Here is an 18,500-nt window from a genome sequence, read left to right as displayed (position 1 = left end):
AGGGCAGGTTGCCTACGTGTTACTCACCCGTCCGCCGCTAACCATCAGAGAAGCAAGCTTCTCATTAAGTCCGCTCGACTTGCATGTATTAGGCATGCCGCCAGCGTTCGTCCTGAGCCAGGATCAAACTCTCCAATAAAGTATTGAAAAGAGCGATAAGCTCATTTTGAATCTGACGAGATTAAAAATCTCATTTGTGCTCCAGTCGATCCAAGCCAAGGCTTGTCTCAAACTTTCGCGTTCATTCTGCAAGCAGAATGTTTACTCACTCGTTGTTCAGTTTTCAAAGATCAAACTTGTTTTGTTACCGAATGTCGTTCTCTTCAGCAACTTTTATATCTTATCACATCCGAACCAACTTTGCAAGATCTTTTTTTAAGTTTCTTTTGAAGCTTATTTCATTTGCTTGCCGCACCGTGTAAACCGTGTTTTCTTGGCCGGAATTAGAATATACCATGTACAGATTTTGATTGCAAGTCTTTTTTTGATAAATGAGCATAGCCTACTTCATCCGCGCAATATGTAATCTGTGCTCCTGTAATATCAATAACTTCATCAGCTTATTACGAAACTTCCATTACTCTTATCCAATATACTTAACCAGGGAAGCCACACCCTCTAAGTTTGCAGAGGACATTCAATGTAACTGGCCCTGGTTTTTGGGGATCTCTTTATCCTTTTCTTCTATATAAAGAAGAAAAACTTATCTCAAGCACGACATACACTTCTCTTCTCAACGCTCACAATATGCGCTTACCAAGTAACGAAGCGATCAATTCCACACCAAGCCTTGCCGTATGCCTATTTTGATCAAACAACGGATTCACTTCTACCAGTTCCATGGACGTAACTTGATTTGTGGAAGCAAGTATCTCCAATGCGTAATGTGCCTCCCGGTAATTCAGACCACCAGGTACTGGGGTGCCCACACCCGGAGCTTCCCGCGGATCCAAACAATCCATGTCAAAGCTGACGTGAATACCATCTGTCCCTTGTCCCGCTGTAGCTATTGCTTGCTCAATAACCTGCTGTATTCCCATCCGGTCAATATCATGCATCGTAAATGCTCGGATTCCCAGTCCTATAATCTGCTCTTTCTCATACTCATCCAGATCACGCAGTCCAATATAGACTAAATTAGCTGGATTAATAAACGCTCCTGCTCCAGCAATATGCGACAGATTATATGCAGTATGCCCCAAGGCTACACCCACACTCATCCCATGCATATTCCCAGACAAGCTGCGTTCTTCCGTATTCAAGTCTGCATGCGCATCAAACCAGATCACACCCAAATTCGAATAGTGCGCAGTTAACCCGGCAAAAGTGCCAATCGCTACACTATGGTCTCCTCCAAGTACAAGCGGAAAGGCTCCTTCCCTTACAGCAACCGATACTTCATGACACACCTTCTCACTGACTTGGCGTACCTCATTTAAGTGTTTCACACGATTACGCCCAGCGGAGACAGCAGGTTCAGAAGGACACTCTACCCGCACTTCTTTGGAAAGCACTAACCCAAGACTCGCGATCTCCCGCTTCAGTCCAGCTGTAATCAATTCATCAGGCCCTAACTCCGCTCCACCTCTTGCTCCACCGAGTCCAAAAGGAACCTTAATGATAGCAATATTACGTTGCACAGATGTTTGACTTGTATCAATAGAAGTATCTTTTATTCCACCATGGACATCATCATCATTTTTCATGTAGGTCAGCTCCCTCATTGTTGATCAATACCTGCTCAATTCTCTCCATTGCCCAATCAATCTCGGACTCCATAATGGTCAGTGGTGGAGCAAAGCGAATGGTCGTCTCATGGGTTTCTTTACATAGCAAACCAGCAGACATCAATCGCTCACAATAGGGACGTGCTGACTCATGTAGCTCAACACCTATAAATAACCCTCTGCCTCGAACTTCCCGTATGACTGAACTCCGAATATCACGAATTCTTTTCATAAAATAGTTCCCTAATCGCTCCGATCGCTCAGCGAGCTTCTCATCTTCAAAGACTTTCAGAGCTGCTATAGCCACGGCGCAGGCGAGTGGATTCCCTCCAAACGTAGAACCATGAGACCCCGGCTCAAACAAATCCAGTATATTCGCATCAGCAGCGATAGCCGAGATAGGCATAACTCCTCCACCCAGCGCTTTACCCATAATCCAGATGTCTGGTTCAACACCTTCCCAATCAGAGGCAAAACGGCGTCCCGTTCTCCCAAATCCAGTCTGGATCTCATCAGATACAGTCAACACCTGCTCGCTCTTACACAAAGCAAAGGCTTCGGCCAAATATCCATCAGGCGGGATTACGATTCCAGCTTCACCCTGAATAGGTTCTACAAGAAAGCCAGCCGTATTCGGTGTAATAGCTTGCTTCAGTGCTTCAATGTCTCCATAGGGAATAATCCGGAATCCAGGTGTGAATGGTCCAAAATCTTTTTTATACTCCGCTGAAGAAGAAAAGGAAGTTACCGTTAGCGTTCTTCCATGAAAGTTACCAGAGCATACGATGATTTCGGCTTGGTTCTCCGGTACACCTTTGCAACGATAAGCCCATCTGCGCACTGCCTTTACTGCAGTCTCCACCGCTTCCGCTCCTGTATTCATGGCGAGAATTTTTGATTTCCCCGTAAATTGTGAGAGCTTCTGGTAAAAAAGAGAAGCGGAACTGCTGTGGAATGCCCGTGATGTCAGCGTAACTTGATCTGCCTGTTCCTTGAGCGCCTGTATAATTACAGGATGTCTGTGACCATGATTCAATGCAGAATATGCACTTAACATATCCATATAACGACGGCCTTCAGGATTTTTCACCCATACCCCTTCCGCCTGTTCAATCACAATAGGGAGCGGATGATAATTAGGTGCAGCATAACGCTCCGACCAATCAATTAACATTTTGGAATCTGACATACACGCCCAACACCTTTCCAAAATATTGTATACAAAATACAATATCAATGTATGCGATACCATCACCATTTACGACTACATCTCTCATTTTCCACGCCAGCCTACTCCAACTCTCTTCCAAGTGTCGTCCCCTTAGCGAGAAGTAGACAGTTTACGTTCCAGCCAAGACAATAAATTAGCCAGTGTAAATGTGATTATAAAGTAGAGGCCGGCGGCAACAAGCAGCGGAGCAAGCGGTTGGAACGTAACCCCCTGAACCGTTCTGGCCGTGTATATAATCTCGGCTATGCCGATCATGGAGACAAGCGAAGAATCTTTAATGATAATAATGAATTCATTACCGATGGCTGGAAGCATGTTACGAAAAGCCTGCGGCAATATAATGTAGCGAAGTGTCATCCCATGCGTCATGCCAAGGGAGCGTGAAGCTTCCGTCTGTCCTTTATCAATCGCTTGAATCCCGGCCCTGAACACCTCCGCCATATAAGCGGAGCTATTCATAGTTAGAGCCACCACCCCGGAGATAAATGCCGGCAAATTCACACCTATAACCGTCAGACCATAATGAATAATAAGAATCTGTACCAGCATCGGCGTCCCTCGAATCAGTTCAATATACGCCGATGCCACAAATTTAATAGGCCATATTCGGGATATCCGCATTAGTGCCATGAACACACCAAGCAACGTACCAAACAATACGCCGAAGAAGGAAAGCTCAAGTGTCACCCACGCACTTCGTGCATAATCCTGCCAATGTTCTAATAGAAAGGAAAAATCTAAATTCACGGCATATCCCTCACTCGTCCGGTTTATTCGCCGAGCATCTCATTGGCTTCAACGACAAAACGTTCAATATCTCCGTTGGTTTTGAGTTTTTCCAATGTAGTGTTGATCTGATCGAGCAGCTCCTGATTACCTTTCTTCACCGCGATGGCCGAACCACCCTCATCTTCAGCCTGTTCAATCTCTACACCCGCAACAACAAGGCCCTCTTGGTTATTCACATACTGTTCAGCCACCGGCTTCTCCAGAATGAGTGCGTCTACGCGCCCCGTCTGCAACTCCAGAATCAGTTCAGGTATTTTAGCCAGAGAAGTGAGCTTTGCTCCCTCTATTTCCTGAGCGATCCCTTCCTGAATGGAACTCTTTTGTACGCCAACCTGCTTGCCCGATAGATCATCCACGGACTTTAATGCCACATCGTCGCCTTCTCTAACAAGTACAGCCTGCTCTGCATAATAGTAGATGTCTGTAAAATCAACGTTCTTCTTCCGTTCCTCGGTAGGGGTTAAGCCTGATATTACAAAATCAACCTTATCTGTACCAAGGGCCATAAGAAGGCCGTCAAAGTCCATGTCCTCAATCTTCAGCTCGGCTCCCAAATCAGCCGCAACGGCTTTGGCAATCTCGATATCAAAACCTACAATGGTATCTTTACCATCGATTTTCTTATGAAATTCATAGGGTGCATAGTCCGCACTGGTTCCAAGTACAATTACTTTCTTTTCCGCAGAGCCACTTCCGGAAGACGAAGCAGCGTCCGATCCGGTTCCTGTAGTTTTTTCCTGCCCACAAGCAGACATGATTACAATCACTAACAACAGCATCATTGGTAAAAGCACTTTTTTCACACATCATACCCCTATTCTTTTTTTGAATGAGTAGCATAATAAGTTGTATACAATATACATAAGACAATATATGGACTTATATGTAAGTAATACTAACAAACAATTTGCTTTATCACAATCATTATTTAAACATTTATACGCTCTAATTCCATAAAATGTACTATATATAACACGGCACTTACATCGCCTGAAACATGAAGTTTGCTTGCCCAACTTCCCCCTCGGTGTTAAGATGATAAAAACTTGAAACTCCTGAACGGCGCATACAGCACGGCCCCACGCCCATCCAATTATCATTATACATAGAAAGGAGGATTCGGTATGGAGGTACCTAAATACCGGTCCTTGAAAGATCACGTATACGATTACATTGCCCAGAAGATCCAGGACGGGACCCTGCTTCCCAACCAGAAGATCAACGAGGCCGAGATATGCAAAAAGCTGGACATCAGTCGCACGCCTACTCGGGAGGCCCTTTTCCAGCTGGCTTCAGACAATTTGCTGCAATACATCCCACGCAGGGGATTTATTGTCACTCCTTTTGATGCAGGGAAAAAATTGGAGTTCTCCCAAGCGATCGGTGCATTGGAGGCACTTGCTGCCACACTCGCAGCAGACCACCTCAAACCATCCGAACTACTGGAGATGGAAACTCTGGTTGTCCGAATGGACGAAGATATCAGCCAGCTTGATCTCGCTTCCTACAACAAGAACCAATATCAGTTCCATAACCTGTATATCCAGCGATGTGGTAACGCCACAGTGATTGAGATGTTAAACACATTGAAGAACAGCTTCATCCGGCAGTCGTATGTTAGTGATAATAAGCCAAAGCTATCTGAGGTACTACTCGAAGTTAATGGAGAGCATCGTCAAATTTTAAGCGCTTTTCGATCCAAGGATAAAAACCAACTGGAAGCTCTACTTAAGCACCACTGGCGGATTATTGACAACGATATGCTATAATAGCGGATATCCTAACAAACCAAAGGCAACCCACACTATTGTGAGTTGCCTTTTTCCTATATTTCCTTTTTGACCTCCAACGGTTTCCTAGCCGCAAAAACAGCATATCCTAATTTTTTGCCGTATTTAGCAAGCAATCGATCATTGGTGCGACTCATTCGCTGCATACATTCATCCTCGAACCAAGTCATATCCATCTCCCGATGCGGATCATGATCCACGCCCCATTTTCCCATGGATCGCGATTGCTCTTGGACTTCAACCTTGGTGAAACCACTCTGTGTGAGGCGTTTTTTCCATGCTGTTACTGTTGCCAGAGTTCGTATACCGTAAAATCGCTTCAACCTGCGGCTCATCAATTCGGTCTTCCTGCCTGATAGAACCATCTCCCGATCCACCAAAAGTCCAGCCGGCTTCAGCACTCTTCTATATTCAGCAAGCGCACTCGGCCATCGGGTGAATATCGTAACCGATTCTACGAATACCACATCAAAATGATTTTCTGGAAAAGGCAACGCTGCTACATCGGCCTGAACAAATCGAACATCCACTCGTTCTCGTCTCGCTCGCCGAACTGCCTTATCCAGCATATTGCGATGAAGATCAATCGCCGTTACCCGATAACCACTTTTAGCCAGGTAACACGCGGTCCTCCCAGTGCCACATCCTATCTCAAGGATATGATTACCTCCAGGCAGAGATAAGCTATCTAGCAACTTCATCGTTGCCATAAATCCTCCGGGATGAGCACTCCCCTCCCCTAACCGAGCCAGCATGTCATGATAATCCACGCGACATCCCCTCCTCACTCCTCCCAGTGTATGGAGCAGCTTCAAAAACGGCTCCTCCCTATTCGATTTTCCGGGTACTCGTCCATACCAATTGGTCTTCTTTTTACTATGATATACAAACCGTTGAATTCAAGCGGCAACCGCATCTAATGAGGAGGATATGCATGTACAGAATTAATCCGGTATGTGAAGAAACGGTTTCTCCGCACGTTGGACGTTCCGTTTGTCTCGTTATGAACGACGGTAAGCATATGTATGGTACGCTTAGTCAATGTCGTGATGGCAAAGTTTATTTGAACGGGTGTTTCGAGGGACCACGGCTATGTTCAGTAAAATCCAAACAACAGCTGGTCAAAAGCAGCAAGAAAAATGCTGTTGCAACAAAGAAAGTTAAATCTTCGGCCTACGGTCCATATGGTTACGGGGGATATGGTGGGGGATACGGCTACGGAGCGGGGATCGATCTGGCTCTGGTAGCAACATTGTTTCTGCTGCCATTCCTGTTCATCTAAACTCCAATCTGATCGTGTTAAAACTATAGTCATAACAAAGACCCTTTTTGCTTATAGCGAAAAGGGTCTTTGTCTTTTTCATACGATTCACGTCAATTACAATACACTTTCTGTTAAAAAATGATACAAAAAAAGGCATTCGCTAAAACGAATGCCGGGAACTTCATATTTAATACCCTTACCTTCGCACAGGGTGTCTGTTTAATCTAAAAAAAAACACCTCGTTAGAGGCGGGTAAGCTATGTTAAATCCGATTTCCTTTAGGCATCGTTTTCAGATTGCTATTCGAATTCTCAAGCAATGGTAGCATCCTAGTCGTGCTAACCATCTCAGAAGCACATATCGGACAAGTAGGTACGTTATCAAACGCAAAATTGTCCCGCATCCATCCTTTGCACGTATCACTCGTACACTCCCAGATTGCCGCATCAGCTTGTGGAATCTCTTCCAACGGTTTTTTGCGATTATACATGACTTCTACCCCCTTTGTTATGGAAAAACATCTAACCGACGTTATTTCACAGAAGACACTACTTAGCGGAAGTCTTACGTCCCACTGAACTTCTGCCTCGACAACTATTGGGCCGACTTTCATACATATAACTGATCAAAAAAAAGAAGCTGCCTTTACCATTATAACATGTTAAAGGCAGCTATGCTTTAATTACAGTTTTACAACTTCTTCTGCTTGAGGACCACGGTTTCCTTGTACAATTTTAAATTGCACGCGTTGACCTTCGTCCAGCGTTTTGAAGCCTTCGCCTGTAATAGCGCTGAAGTGTACGAATACATCTTCTCCGCCTTCAACTTCGATGAAACCGAAGCCTTTATCAGCGTTGAACCATTTTACTGTTCCGTTTTGCATGTGAATTACACCTCCAAATAAAGATTAACATGTTCCTTTGTTCTTTGCAGCAAGCAAATAAAAATTCACACATTGAAAAAGGTACCAGTCATAAACCTATAAGTGATCGCCCTTTACAATATATGAATTAGGTTTTCCACTCTCTACAACTTGTTTTTATTATAACTCCAATTCAGCCAAAAAGCAAATCTTTGTATTTTCTTTTCAAACAGCTTTGGAAATACATGTTATTAACTAGCACCGGGACAGGGTTTATCACGCTTATGTGCCTGGTCGCTCGTGCGCGGTCTTATGAAAGGATATGCAGATCTAATCCAACTTATACATTTTTTATATAAAATTCTGACATGCATATCCAACACAACCAAAGAATCATCTTACTACAGTGTAACACACTATGTCCATGCCCACATAAATGCATCCCGATCCCAGGCGATTTGTCCACGATGAAGCTTCCGGAAAGCTTTCTTCACTTCCTTGGACAATGATGTATTACCGTTCTCGTTCACAAAAACAAACTCTTCACCGAAATGGGTCTTCACATATTCTATGGCAGCTTCCTGATGAAGTGTTCCTGTGAATTTAATCTCCTGAACCATCCATTCTGCTACGCCTTGTGCTGTCTTTTCCACAATATCACCTACTGTCTGAACCTAATGTACGGATAGGCATACCTCGTATCTTGAACATACCTGTCTTCCCGCCAGACTGAAGTATACCATGATCCAACTGCTGACGGGAAACTGTATGATAACTACTTCCAAGCAATTCCCTTAATGAACAACCGTATTGGCCTGCTCACTCCCTTTGGAAGGAATCGATGAATTCTTTCGGTGACTCCACACTAACCAGACACAGTATGCAATCAATACCGCCAGTATAAACAGATCGTAAGGAAGTGTTCCACTATCCTCCAGGTCATTCCCGAGGAATTGAATCAGATTATGTATGAAATGAAACAAAATAAGCGGTACAATATTTCCGTTCTTCAGCATCAATAACGCCAGTGCAGCTCCCAGAAGCAGCGCATAGACCAATTGCATGATCGTATCCGTCAGATTCTGACCAGACAATGCATTCAGGAGATGTGTAATTGAAAACAAGATGCTAGAGGTCACAACTGCGGCCACTGCACTTTTTTGAAGCAATGTTTTGAAAATAAGTCCACGATAGATCGTTTCCTCAACAAAAGCTACGAGCAAGGTGAAAAAGATGAAAAAGGCTACCCGGGACAAGCTCAGCTCCCCAAATCCTTTCAAGGCAAGTGTACCCAGTACAAGGAGTAGTGGAATATAATACTTTGCATGGTTCGCCGGGATACTTCGCAAGGACCGGAATCCGGTCTCTCCCCACTTGCGCCTTAACGTCATATAGATAATCAGAACAATTGCAATTGGTGTAAAGGAGATGAGTACAGGGGAAGTGTAGTCCAGTTGTTTTATCGTCGCAATGGCCCCTGCAGCAAATACGGCTAACAAGAGAAGTAGCTCAATAATCACGACGGTGAGCACAGGTCTGCGCTCAGAAAAGGAATGTTTTGGCTTGGATTGCTGATTTATCATACATTTGCCTACCTCATTTCATTTACTTTTTTCGTTGTCATATGAATTTATATGCCAATATAGTTGTATCACATCACCCGTATATTGAATATCCCTATTATGGATAAAACTATAAAAGTAACAAAAAAGAGACTTATCCTAACTGCTTTTCCCCTAAAATCAGGTATGGCTTATACCTGAATCTGTCCATTATAGTATTACAAGAGTTCAATGCTGCAGGGGTGTGGCGACTCTCCAACGTCATATATCTATGAAGTACCCATAACGATAGTTTCACAATGCATAATGAAATCAGGGGGATACTATGAAAGCATTCTTTCAGCGCTGGGGGCATTTACTGGCTATTCTGTGCATACCGCTCCAAGGCTCCATTTACGTATTTCTAGGCAGTAATACCGGAAGTGATGTCTTCTACAATTATGCCTGGATTGATACACAGATTCCTTTTCTCAAAGAATTTGTTTATCCGTACATTAGCTGGATGCCCATTCTGTATCTTGGTTTTCTCTATTTGGGTCTGACGAACAAGTCGCTATTCTGGCGTACGCTGATTACCTATAATGTTGGTGTCATGGCTGCCAATGTCTGTTTTGCGGTGTTTCCTACCCATGTACCACGCCCCGAAGTCGGCGGAACCGATCTGAGCAGCGTGTTAGTACAGTTTATCTATACGAATGATGCGCCTTTTAACTGTTTCCCGAGTGTTCACGTTCTGACCAGCTACTTGCTGTTTATTATCATTATCCGCCACTTGAACTTTAAGCCGTTAGCACGGATATCCTGGTCGGTATGGTTATGGTTAATTATTGCTTCGACGGTATTTGTGAAACAGCATTCCTTGCTGGACATCGCCGGAGGCATTTTATTTGCAGAGGCCGCGTATTGGACTGTACATGTCTTTGCCGTTCGTCTTGGGCAGGCACGAAAGAAAGGCAAGCAACCACTCACGGCTTCTAATCCAAGCAGTCATGTATAGTGACATTATTATATGTAACAGGTAGGAAGATGATCCTGCCATAAAGTAAAAGAGGGCCTAGGCCCTCTTTTTTGTACTGATTTAATTGAACCTATTATATAGAAGAACTTATTGGGGGTGGCCTATGCGTTTCATGCTATAGGTGGGCGTTCATGGAGCAGATCGGATGGTGGACTTCCTGTTATACGCTTGAATATGCGGTAAAAATAGGACAGATCCCGGTAGCCGAGAAATTCGGCAATTTCCTGGATTGAGAGTTGTGACTCAGTGAGCAGATATACCGCTCTTTTCATCCGTTGATCATGGACATATTGGCTGATGGTCTGATTGGTCATGCTTTTGAATAATGCAGCAGCATAATTGGGTGTCTTGTTGATCTCGTCTCCGAGTTCTTCCTTCGTCACTCTCTCCCGATAATGCCGCTCAATGTATCGCTTCATCCGTTCCACATGAATATGCCTCTCCGGAGGAATAACTCCCCGATCCAGCTCCCTGTTCATATAAATCAACACTTCCATCAATAAGGCTTGGCTCATCATGACATAATAAGACGGACGCTCCTGCCATTGTTGATAAATAGCACTCATGCGTTGATGAATCAGTTCATAACAACCGGGTTTATGCCGCAAAGCCTCATATCGCTCCAGTGCAGGCAGACCTTCTGTATGATCGCGTTGCAGTTGAATCACAATCTGCGTGTGCGTTACCGTAGGAATACTCTTGCCGTAATACGGGACGCCACCTGGAATGAGTAGCAGTTCACCCTTTTCCATGATCTGTTTATCACCGTTCACCCAATATACACATTTTCCATAAGTAACCAAACTAAGCCGCCAAGTCTCATGGGATTGCACACCTTCTTCGTACCAACCAACACCATTAATGTGCCGTACTTCAAGTGGAGTGACCATAACACACCTCATTACTGGACTATACTCTAATCATTGTACTATAGTTCATACCCTGTTTCGACAGAAAACGCTACAATACACATATAAGCTTAAAATATGAGGAGGAAATTAGCATGTTAAAAACAAAAATTATTTGTACCATGGGACCTGCTTGTGACTCAATCGAATTGTTGAAAGTAATGATTCAGGAAGGTATGACCGTTGCCCGTCTGAACATGGCTCATGGCGAACTGGAAGATCACGTGACACGGATCAACAATATCCGTAAAGCAGCTTCCGAACTGAATACTTATGTACCAATCATGATGGACATCAAAGGACCGGAAGTACGTATCGGCAAATTGAAAGAAGCATCCTGCCACCTGCAAGCTGGTAAAGAACTGATTCTGACTACCGAAGAAATTCTCGGTGACGCTGAGCGTATCTCGGTAAACTATCCAGAACTGAACCTCGTTGTGAAGCCTGGCGATCGTATCCTCATCGATGATGGCCTTGTGGATCTGACTGTATTGTCTGTGGAAGGATCCGATATCCATTGTAAAATTATCAGTGGCGGCATTCTGAAACCACGCAAAGGGGTTAACTTGCCAGGAATTAAAACGACACTGCCAGGTGTAACTGAGCGTGACGTTATGCACATCGGATTCGGGATCGAAAACGATATCGAAATTATCGCAGCATCCTTTGTTCGTAAAGGCGACGACATCCGTGAAATCCGCAGCATTTTGAAAGAACGCGGTGTAGACCACGTTCAGATCATCTCCAAAATTGAAAATCAGGAAGGTATGACCAACCTGGATGACATTATTGAAGCATCTGACGGTATCATGGTAGCTCGTGGAGATCTCGGGGTTGAAGTACCGATCGAAGACGTACCCATGATGCAAAAAGAAATGATCGATAAATGTAACCGCGCTGGTAAACCGGTTATCGTAGCTACACACATGCTGGAGTCCATGCAAGTGAACCCGCGTCCTACTCGTTCCGAGGTAAGTGACGTAGCGAACGCCGTACTTCAAGGTGCAGACGTTGTAATGTTGTCTGGTGAATCGGCTGCTGGTAAATATCCGGTACAATCCGTGCGCACGATGGCCGCTGTTGCTCGCCGTGCTGAAACAATGATTGATTACAAAGAGCAATTCGCACAAAAATCGGCTCAACAGATCGCTGATATTACTGAAGTTATCAGTCAGGGCGCTGTAAGTTCTTCCCTCGTACTGAATGCAAAAGCAATCATCACTTCGACTGAGAGTGGATTCACAGCACGCATGATCTCGAAATATCGTCCAAAAGCACCAATCATCGCAGTTACACAACACGAAGAAGTATTGGCAAAAATCTGCCTGCTCTCCGGTGTCATTCCGGTCATGGGCGACAAAGTAACCACTACGGATGAAATGTTCGAGTCTGCTACTCGTAACGCAATCAAAACAGGTTACATCGAAAAAGGTGACATCATTGTATTGTCCGCTGGTGTTCCAATCGGTCAATCCGGTAATACAAACCTGATCAAGGTTCAACAAGTTTAATCAAATAGCTGAAACTGTAGCTATAATCTTAGCTATAAATAAGGAATACAAAAACCACCGGAAGCAGAAATGCCTCCCGGTGGTTTTTTGTTGATGATGTGTGCCAATGATCGTGATGTTACAACAAACGGCTTCGAGATTATAGATTCCGTGAGTAATTAACCAGATCCTGTGACATGGTGTTGATCTCATCCATTGAAGCATTCACCTGCTGTGTCAGGGCAGCCTGATTTTGCGTTAACGTGGACATATTACCGATGTGCTCAAGAATCTGATCAATCAATGTTTTCATCTTCTGCATGCTATCTTCGATATTTACTGTGGCCTCCGAACTGTGATCAGCCAGTTTCCGCACTTCACCTGCAACGACGCCAAACCCCAGTCCCAGCTCTCCCGCTCGTGCGGCTTCAATGGCTGCATTCAACCCGAGCAGATTGGTCTGACTCGCAATCTCTCGAATAAATACGGTGATATTCTTCGTATCATCTGCACTGCTTTTCACTTGAATGGCTGCATCGGCAGACAATTCCTGTGCAGTCACTAAATCCTGTGCCTGATCGGTAATCGAGTTGATTCCACGTACCATCTCACCAATGGACTCCGACAATTGTTTTGTTTTCATATTCATGGCTTCCACGATCTGTTCCTTGTTCTTCTCATGGGTTACATCACGAATCGTTCCAGCTACACGGAGCGGTACTCCATCCTGATCCCGAATGGTCTCCCCACCCGCGTGGTACCACCGATACTCCCCGTCTTTGCGTTGCAGACGATAATCCAGATCGTACGGCGTGCGGCCACTGTAATCATTCATATGTCTGGCAAATTCATTGATCGTCCGATCATGGTCCTCCGGATGAAGTCGGCTACTCCAGCTGCTGAACACATTCGGGAAATCTTGCTCGTCCTTGAACCCTAATTCTCTACGGAACTGAGGTGACCACCAAAATTCGTTATTCGGGTTAACCACGTCTCCTGCTACAACGGTCATATCCCACGGTGCCTCCACCAGGGCGCGGTTAACCAGATCATATCGGGTGACGAGTGCTTCCAGCTCATCGGACTTGCTCTTCTCCTCATGAATATCAAACATGATGCCCAGAAGCTTGACCGGAACGCCAGCCTGATTTCGGACGACTTGTCCAAGACATCGGAACCAGCGGATTTCTCCACTTTTTGTAATCATACGACTAATTACGTTATAAGCATTCGTTGCTCCAGGGTCATTCACATGTTTCATAATCTCCTGCACTAGCTGAGGTCTGTCATCCGGATAGATAGATTTGGCCCAGCTAGCAAAGGAATTGGGGTAATCCTTGGCATTATGGAAGCCTAACATTTGGCGGAATTCATTCGAAAATGCGATGATATTATTGTTATCCAGCGCATCACCGGCAACGATTTCAGATTCCCATAATCCCACATTCATCGCCTGATTCAGCATCTTAAGACGCATTTCCACAGCTTCGTTTTGTGCTTTCATCATATGTACTGCTTTTTTGATGTTACTGGCTATTTCATTGGTATTCTGAAATTCAATACCATCTTCGACCCATGTACCATAGTCGCCCTTTTCTGCGTTTGCAACCAGCTTACGACTATACTCCAGTAATTTTTGATGCTCATCTATACGAAGTTGTTTGGTAGATTCAGTGCTTTTACGAAACATGTTCATTTCTCCTCTTAGGTCATATGATATATATTTCGACATCATTAGACATTAAATGTAGAGCTATAGTCTTAATTTGTATAAACAAAATGAACCAGCGCTGAATCAGCACTGGTTCATTTGTTATATATATTTTTTTATTATTATAATCAATCATTCATGACTGCCTCTTGCCAGCTAACTACCAGCCAAAATTCAGTGTTTTTCCCGTCTCTACCCAAGTTTTGATGCTGCTCAGGATCATCCACCAGCTGCTCTGTGCATTGGCAAAGGAAGGATGGTTATCTGTAAATTGATCATTGATCAGCGTAAGCTTCGTACACTCCCCCACAGTCTCCAACTGGAAAGCCACTCTGGATTGAAGCTCGGCATGGTTCGCATGATATGATGGACCTGGATGCTCCTGATAGCTGAGTCTGGACAACGGTTCGAATTCTAATATATCTCCATACACATGGACAGTCTCTGCACCATCATTGCCTGGCCCTACATAAGCAAACGGCTGACCTGGCTGAAAATTTGTACGAAGTTCACTACCGAAAAAGCTGTTACGTGTGCCGTCTGGTGAAATGAGAGCATTCCACACATCTTCCAGCCCTGCATTGATATAAAACTCATATTTGAGTTCCATGGACTCACTCCCTTTATGTATTGGATATGCGATCTGCCAACCTCGCACTCCTATCCTATCGTTATACCCCAAAGGTCGTATTGTAAAAACGCGACATCAGGTTATATAGTCCTTTTCCAGAAGATCAGATATACTAAACTGGAATGAAATAACAGGAGTTGTTCAATATGACTGGAACGTCACAATCCTCATTGTTACCTTATCAACAAATGATTCAGTTGCTGCAGAAAGCAGGCTGGTATGAGAACCGATGCGTTGACATCTCGGCATACATTGAGCAGTGCTCTACATCCGCAGATTTATTTCCGGCTGCGCGATCGTTTCTTGAAGAGTTTTGGGGAATAGATGAACTTATATATTTTAAATACTATAGCCACACTGCCGGGGAAGTGCCTGCTGAAAGCCCTTGGCATGAATATGAATTTCATTTTATTCCGAATGCTGAAGAAACGCTACGTTGTTCCGCAGAGATGCATTCGATCTTGAAATACGCTAATGAAGATTGTTATTGTCTTGGATTAACCGGATACTACTATTCTGCAGTCACAGCTATTGGCCGTTCAGGCAAACTGTATTTGTTACACGATTATGATCCAAACGTACGTGCATTCGACAATCTGATTGACAGTATGATACATGAACTTCATACGCATAAGCTTGTCCCCCATTCACTCATGGGTCGGAATCAGAAAGGAAATGAGACATGAGCCAATCAACCAATATTATGGGTATCCCTTTTCCCAATGTCACGATGGATCAAACCGTTTCGATCCTTGGTAAAGTCGTAGATCAGGAAAGCACTGAACTGTTCCATGTCATCACAGGAAATCCCGAGATCGTCATGTCCTGTCAAAATAATGCCTCGCTTCGCCAAGTTGTCGATCAAGCCGGGTTGGTTACAGCTGACGGTGCTGGCATTGTAATGGTATCCCGTTTGCGGGGTGGACAATTGACTGAACGGGTAACCGGTTGTGATCTGCTATTTCGTTTATTGAAGGAAGGCGATCGAAAACACTGGTCATTCTACATGCTGGGAGCAGAGGAAAGTGTCAGTGAACAGGCCGTGAAGGTTATTGCGCAACGCTATCCGGGAGTTGTCGTCAAAGGCAGACACCATGGTTTTTTCCAGGCAGATGAGGAACAACAGATTGTAGAAGAGATTTGTAGTGCTCAACCGGACTTTCTTATCGTAGCTCTTGGCGCACCCCATGCAGAACACTGGATTAACAAGTATCGCCATCAGTTGAACGCTCGTGTAGCCATAGGAGTGGGAGGTAGTCTCGATATCTTGGCTGGCAAAACCAAACGTGCCCCTGCAATATGGCAGAAGCTTAATTTGGAGTGGCTCTATCGCCTCCTCAGTCAACCTTCGAGATGGCGTAGACAACTCATTTTACCCCGTTTTGCTGTGCGGGCATTGTTGTTCAGAGAGCCTAAATAATGTGAGATGAGCAGGAGGAATGGTCCGGATGAAACAGGTAGAACAAGGAGACAGACCAAGTATGGGCCTGCTGAATCTGAATGAAGGTGACCAAAGATATCAACTGACGCGCCATGCTCCTTCCGAAGCACTTCGCCCTTTTGTTAAACATTATTGGATCGTATCGTGGGATCTGACTGGACTCGAACCGTATCCTCAACATCTCGTGCCCAACCCCTGTGTCAATCTGGTTGTGGAGCGGAACAATACGTTTTGCTTCGGACCATCGGAACGTAAATTCTCCTATCTTGTGAGCGGGAAAGGTCGTGTATTTGGCGTGAAGTTCAAACCAGGAGGGTTCTATCCCTTCCTTCGGGTTCCTGTCTCTTCACTTTACGGACAACCGATGGATGTATCGCGTATTCTTGATGTCACAGCAGGTTCCTTGGAAGAACGGCTACTTCGGGATGGGGATGATACGGATAAAATCGATTACATCGATCAGCTATTATGTGCGCACCTTCCAGCTGAAGATGCCCAAGCGACGCTGGTTAACGATATTGTGCAACAGATTGAACAGAACCGTGAGATGCTGAGAGTAGATGATCTGTCTTCGTATTGGAAAATTCATAAAAGAAAGCTACAGCGCCTGTTCAATCAGTATGTAGGTATTGGACCGAAAACCGTAATTAAGTTGTATCGTCTGCAAAATGCTGCAGAATGGATGGAGCGCGGTCTTCACTATGATCTGGTTAAGCTATCTCAGGATCTCGGATATCATGATCAATCCCATTTCATCCGAGATTTCAAGTCCATTATCGGAAGCACACCAGAGGAGTACTTACACTCTAGACATCGGAATGGTGAGCGCCGAGGGCTGATGAATTAAAAACCTGTCCTGAAAATCAGGACAGGTGAATGACTTCGATGGTATCCCCCGTATGGATTACACCTTCCCGTTCTACCGAGCAGACGATCCCACGTTTTTTGCGAGCGGCTGGCACGAACTTTTTACGCAAACCGTCCTGTTCGTAGAATTGCTCAATCATTTTCCCCGGATGCACACAGGGAAGATTCTCTCCTTCGCATATTAACCCCGTCCCGTTTGGAAATAGAAGCCGCGTTCCAGCAGGCAATTCAGTCAATCGATCAATGCCACGGACCAGCATATTGGCACCAAGCCATTCTGGACGCACTTCAGGAATGTTCATTTTCTCAGCGATAAGAGCACATTCTTCCTCAGACACAATGCTGATCTGGCGGCGATTCGCAATCGGTGTGCCGCGCTTGTAGATTTTCTGACGGGAGTCCGCCGGACGAAGCAAACCATAGTGACGGTCACCCGGGATTCCCGCAAGCTCGATGTCGATAAAAGGAACAACTCGCGTCACAAATGTGGATGGATCATCAGCCAACAAGACGAATTGAACAGTTCCTATAATAATCTCCTCTCTTTCCTGAGCAATATTGCTTCTTTATTGTTCATTATTACCCAATGAATGGATTTTCGACAATCGGCGTATGCTTACCTTTGTATCCATTTTTTATTTTCAACATCATAACGCACTTGGAAAATGATAAACCTTTTAGATAATACACAATTAAATTGTTAAAAATTAATTTTGTTCTTTCCGTTCTCGTTGCAAACATTTATACTAAGTTGGACAAGTAAATAAATTACATATAGAAAGTAAGGTGTTTCCTTTGATTAGTATCATTTTTGTAGCTCTTGTAGCTGTCGAACACATCTATATCATGGTGATGGAGATGTTTATGTGGACTCGTCCACGCACAATGAAAACCTTTAATCTGACGCCCGAATTCGCCAAATCCACCAAATCCCTCGCGGCCAATCAAGGTCTTTACAATGGATTTCTTGCGGCAGGTCTGATCTGGGGACTCGTATATCCGGATGCTGCCGTTGGACAGCATATTCAGATTTTCTTCCTGGCGTGTGTGATTATCGCGGCCCTCTATGGAGGGGCTACTTCTTCACGCTCCATCATTATTAAACAAGGATTGCCTGCGATCATTGCATTGTTGCTAGTTCTGTTCCTGTAATTTCTGTCGAATAGTACATTGCTTCGATTCATGTTAACTCCTTTATGGTAAGGTAGT

The 18,500-nt window shown here is 44.4% G+C and carries 21 protein-coding genes and 1 rRNA gene; 8 read left to right on the top strand and 14 right to left on the bottom strand.

Features of this window, described 5'->3' with window-relative positions:
- From PAHA3_RS29735 to PAHA3_RS29715, 5 genes are all read right to left on the bottom strand, one after another.
- Nucleotides 1–139 (bottom strand): 16S ribosomal RNA (locus PAHA3_RS29735); the annotation flags it as partial.
- A 601-nt stretch (nt 140–740) separates the two neighbouring features.
- Nucleotides 741–1,706, bottom strand: a complete 966-nt coding sequence (rocF, locus tag PAHA3_RS29730) for an arginase (RefSeq protein ID WP_082763056.1) — start codon at nt 1,704–1,706, stop codon at nt 741–743.
- A complete protein-coding gene (locus PAHA3_RS29725) occupies nt 1,696–2,916 on the bottom strand; it encodes an ornithine--oxo-acid transaminase (RefSeq protein ID WP_062838179.1) in 1,221 nt (406 codons plus the stop codon). The genes rocF and PAHA3_RS29725 overlap by 11 nt, the downstream gene beginning before the upstream one ends.
- Nucleotides 2,917–3,048: 132 nt before the next feature.
- Nucleotides 3,049–3,705: an amino acid ABC transporter permease gene (locus PAHA3_RS29720; RefSeq protein WP_062838178.1), complete on the bottom strand. Its 657-nt coding sequence runs from the start codon at nt 3,703–3,705 to the stop codon at nt 3,049–3,051.
- A gap of 23 nt (nt 3,706–3,728) precedes the next feature.
- Nucleotides 3,729–4,550 (bottom strand): transporter substrate-binding domain-containing protein, encoded by an 822-nt coding sequence (locus PAHA3_RS29715; RefSeq protein ID WP_082763055.1) that lies wholly within the window; start codon nt 4,548–4,550, stop codon nt 3,729–3,731.
- Nucleotides 4,551–4,871: 321 nt separating this feature from the next.
- On the opposite strand from PAHA3_RS29715, the gene PAHA3_RS29710 reads away from it, so the two are divergent.
- A complete protein-coding gene (locus PAHA3_RS29710; protein WP_062838177.1) occupies nt 4,872–5,516 on the top strand; it encodes a GntR family transcriptional regulator in 645 nt (214 codons plus the stop codon).
- A 56-nt stretch (nt 5,517–5,572) separates the two neighbouring features.
- On the opposite strand, the gene PAHA3_RS29705 is transcribed toward PAHA3_RS29710, so the two are convergent.
- The gene (locus PAHA3_RS29705; protein WP_062838176.1) at nt 5,573–6,307 is read right to left on the bottom strand and encodes a class I SAM-dependent methyltransferase; all 735 of its coding nucleotides are present in this window, start codon (nt 6,305–6,307) and stop codon (nt 5,573–5,575) included.
- Between the two features lie 164 nt (nt 6,308–6,471).
- Here PAHA3_RS29705 and PAHA3_RS29700 point away from each other — a divergent pair, with 164 nt between their 5' ends.
- Entirely contained in the window at nt 6,472–6,819 is a 348-nt protein-coding gene (locus PAHA3_RS29700; protein ID WP_062838175.1) for a hypothetical protein, read from the top strand.
- 244 nt (nt 6,820–7,063) lie between these two features.
- Here the strand turns inward: PAHA3_RS29700 and PAHA3_RS29695 are convergent, their stop codons facing one another.
- The 4 genes from PAHA3_RS29695 to PAHA3_RS29680 form a co-directional block, all read right to left on the bottom strand.
- Nucleotides 7,064–7,291, bottom strand: coding sequence for a cold-shock protein (locus PAHA3_RS29695; protein ID WP_017691121.1), 228 nt, complete (start codon nt 7,289–7,291; stop codon nt 7,064–7,066).
- Nucleotides 7,292–7,483: 192 nt separating this feature from the next.
- Nucleotides 7,484–7,684, bottom strand: a complete 201-nt coding sequence (locus PAHA3_RS29690; RefSeq protein ID WP_024633772.1) for a cold-shock protein — start codon at nt 7,682–7,684, stop codon at nt 7,484–7,486.
- Between the two features lie 395 nt (nt 7,685–8,079).
- Complete coding sequence (locus PAHA3_RS29685) at nt 8,080–8,316, bottom strand: DUF6953 family protein (RefSeq protein ID WP_036607962.1); 237 nt, start codon at nt 8,314–8,316, stop codon at nt 8,080–8,082.
- Between the two features lie 141 nt (nt 8,317–8,457).
- Nucleotides 8,458–9,246: a CPBP family intramembrane glutamic endopeptidase gene (locus PAHA3_RS29680; RefSeq protein ID WP_062838174.1), complete on the bottom strand. Its 789-nt coding sequence runs from the start codon at nt 9,244–9,246 to the stop codon at nt 8,458–8,460.
- 304 nt (nt 9,247–9,550) lie between these two features.
- Here PAHA3_RS29680 and PAHA3_RS29675 point away from each other — a divergent pair, with 304 nt between their 5' ends.
- The gene (locus tag PAHA3_RS29675) at nt 9,551–10,222 is read left to right on the top strand and encodes a phosphatase PAP2 family protein (protein WP_062838173.1); all 672 of its coding nucleotides are present in this window, start codon (nt 9,551–9,553) and stop codon (nt 10,220–10,222) included.
- A 131-nt stretch (nt 10,223–10,353) separates the two neighbouring features.
- On the opposite strand, the gene PAHA3_RS29670 is transcribed toward PAHA3_RS29675, so the two are convergent.
- A complete protein-coding gene (locus tag PAHA3_RS29670; protein ID WP_062838172.1) occupies nt 10,354–11,133 on the bottom strand; it encodes a helix-turn-helix transcriptional regulator in 780 nt (259 codons plus the stop codon).
- 113 nt (nt 11,134–11,246) lie between these two features.
- On the opposite strand from PAHA3_RS29670, the gene pyk reads away from it, so the two are divergent.
- A complete protein-coding gene (gene pyk / locus PAHA3_RS29665; RefSeq protein ID WP_062838171.1) occupies nt 11,247–12,662 on the top strand; it encodes a pyruvate kinase in 1,416 nt (471 codons plus the stop codon).
- Nucleotides 12,663–12,801: 139 nt separating this feature from the next.
- Here the strand turns inward: pyk and PAHA3_RS29660 are convergent, their stop codons facing one another.
- Together PAHA3_RS29660 and PAHA3_RS29655 are read right to left on the bottom strand one after the other, a co-directional pair.
- Nucleotides 12,802–14,331: a methyl-accepting chemotaxis protein gene (locus PAHA3_RS29660; RefSeq protein ID WP_062838170.1), complete on the bottom strand. Its 1,530-nt coding sequence runs from the start codon at nt 14,329–14,331 to the stop codon at nt 12,802–12,804.
- Nucleotides 14,332–14,512: 181 nt separating this feature from the next.
- Nucleotides 14,513–14,962: an SRPBCC family protein gene (locus PAHA3_RS29655; RefSeq protein ID WP_062838169.1), complete on the bottom strand. Its 450-nt coding sequence runs from the start codon at nt 14,960–14,962 to the stop codon at nt 14,513–14,515.
- 167 nt (nt 14,963–15,129) lie between these two features.
- On the opposite strand from PAHA3_RS29655, the gene PAHA3_RS29650 reads away from it, so the two are divergent.
- From PAHA3_RS29650 to PAHA3_RS29640, 3 genes are read left to right on the top strand one after another with little or no spacing between them, the layout of a single operon-like run.
- The gene (locus PAHA3_RS29650; protein WP_062838168.1) at nt 15,130–15,669 is read left to right on the top strand and encodes an SUKH-3 domain-containing protein; all 540 of its coding nucleotides are present in this window, start codon (nt 15,130–15,132) and stop codon (nt 15,667–15,669) included.
- Entirely contained in the window at nt 15,666–16,403 is a 738-nt protein-coding gene (locus PAHA3_RS29645) for a WecB/TagA/CpsF family glycosyltransferase (RefSeq protein WP_062838167.1), read from the top strand. The genes PAHA3_RS29650 and PAHA3_RS29645 overlap by 4 nt, the downstream gene beginning before the upstream one ends.
- 28 nt (nt 16,404–16,431) lie before the next feature.
- Nucleotides 16,432–17,271, top strand: a complete 840-nt coding sequence (locus PAHA3_RS29640) for a helix-turn-helix transcriptional regulator (RefSeq protein WP_062838166.1) — start codon at nt 16,432–16,434, stop codon at nt 17,269–17,271.
- Nucleotides 17,272–17,287: 16 nt separating this feature from the next.
- Here the strand turns inward: PAHA3_RS29640 and PAHA3_RS29635 are convergent, their stop codons facing one another.
- On the bottom strand, nt 17,288–17,800 hold the full coding sequence (locus tag PAHA3_RS29635) for an MOSC domain-containing protein (protein ID WP_371327976.1): 513 nt from the start codon (nt 17,798–17,800) through the stop codon (nt 17,288–17,290).
- A 286-nt stretch (nt 17,801–18,086) separates the two neighbouring features.
- Between PAHA3_RS29635 and PAHA3_RS29630 the strand changes: the two genes are divergently transcribed.
- Nucleotides 18,087–18,443: a DUF1304 domain-containing protein gene (locus PAHA3_RS29630; RefSeq protein ID WP_201028122.1), complete on the top strand. Its 357-nt coding sequence runs from the start codon at nt 18,087–18,089 to the stop codon at nt 18,441–18,443.
- Nucleotides 18,444–18,500 lie beyond the last annotated feature (57 nt).

The organism is Paenibacillus amylolyticus (genome assembly GCF_001570725.1).
Classification (GTDB): domain Bacteria; phylum Bacillota; class Bacilli; order Paenibacillales; family Paenibacillaceae; genus Paenibacillus; species Paenibacillus amylolyticus_A.
Note: the sequence above shows the minus strand (reverse complement) of the source record. Positions and strands in the feature narration are given on the sequence as shown.

Bases quoted from the DNA above. Each gene is read 5' to 3' on its own strand.
- rocF (WP_082763056.1), bottom strand. From the start codon at position 1,706: ATGAAAAATGATGATGATGTCCATGGTGGAATAAAAGATACTTCTATT.
- PAHA3_RS29725 (WP_062838179.1), bottom strand. From the start codon at position 2,916: ATGTCAGATTCCAAAATGTTAATTGATTGGTCGGAGCGTTATGCTGCA.
- PAHA3_RS29710 (WP_062838177.1), top strand. From the start codon at position 4,872: ATGGAGGTACCTAAATACCGGTCCTTGAAAGATCACGTATACGATTAC.
- PAHA3_RS29700 (WP_062838175.1), top strand. From the start codon at position 6,472: ATGTACAGAATTAATCCGGTATGTGAAGAAACGGTTTCTCCGCACGTT.
- PAHA3_RS29695 (WP_017691121.1), bottom strand. From the start codon at position 7,291: ATGTATAATCGCAAAAAACCGTTGGAAGAGATTCCACAAGCTGATGCG.
- PAHA3_RS29690 (WP_024633772.1), bottom strand. From the start codon at position 7,684: ATGCAAAACGGAACAGTAAAATGGTTCAACGCTGATAAAGGCTTCGGT.
- PAHA3_RS29680 (WP_062838174.1), bottom strand. From the start codon at position 9,246: ATGATAAATCAGCAATCCAAGCCAAAACATTCCTTTTCTGAGCGCAGA.
- PAHA3_RS29675 (WP_062838173.1), top strand. From the start codon at position 9,551: ATGAAAGCATTCTTTCAGCGCTGGGGGCATTTACTGGCTATTCTGTGC.
- PAHA3_RS29670 (WP_062838172.1), bottom strand. From the start codon at position 11,133: ATGGTCACTCCACTTGAAGTACGGCACATTAATGGTGTTGGTTGGTAC.
- pyk (WP_062838171.1), top strand. From the start codon at position 11,247: ATGTTAAAAACAAAAATTATTTGTACCATGGGACCTGCTTGTGACTCA.
- PAHA3_RS29660 (WP_062838170.1), bottom strand. From the start codon at position 14,331: ATGTTTCGTAAAAGCACTGAATCTACCAAACAACTTCGTATAGATGAG.
- PAHA3_RS29655 (WP_062838169.1), bottom strand. From the start codon at position 14,962: ATGGAACTCAAATATGAGTTTTATATCAATGCAGGGCTGGAAGATGTG.
- PAHA3_RS29650 (WP_062838168.1), top strand. From the start codon at position 15,130: ATGACTGGAACGTCACAATCCTCATTGTTACCTTATCAACAAATGATT.
- PAHA3_RS29645 (WP_062838167.1), top strand. From the start codon at position 15,666: ATGAGCCAATCAACCAATATTATGGGTATCCCTTTTCCCAATGTCACG.
- PAHA3_RS29640 (WP_062838166.1), top strand. From the start codon at position 16,432: ATGAAACAGGTAGAACAAGGAGACAGACCAAGTATGGGCCTGCTGAAT.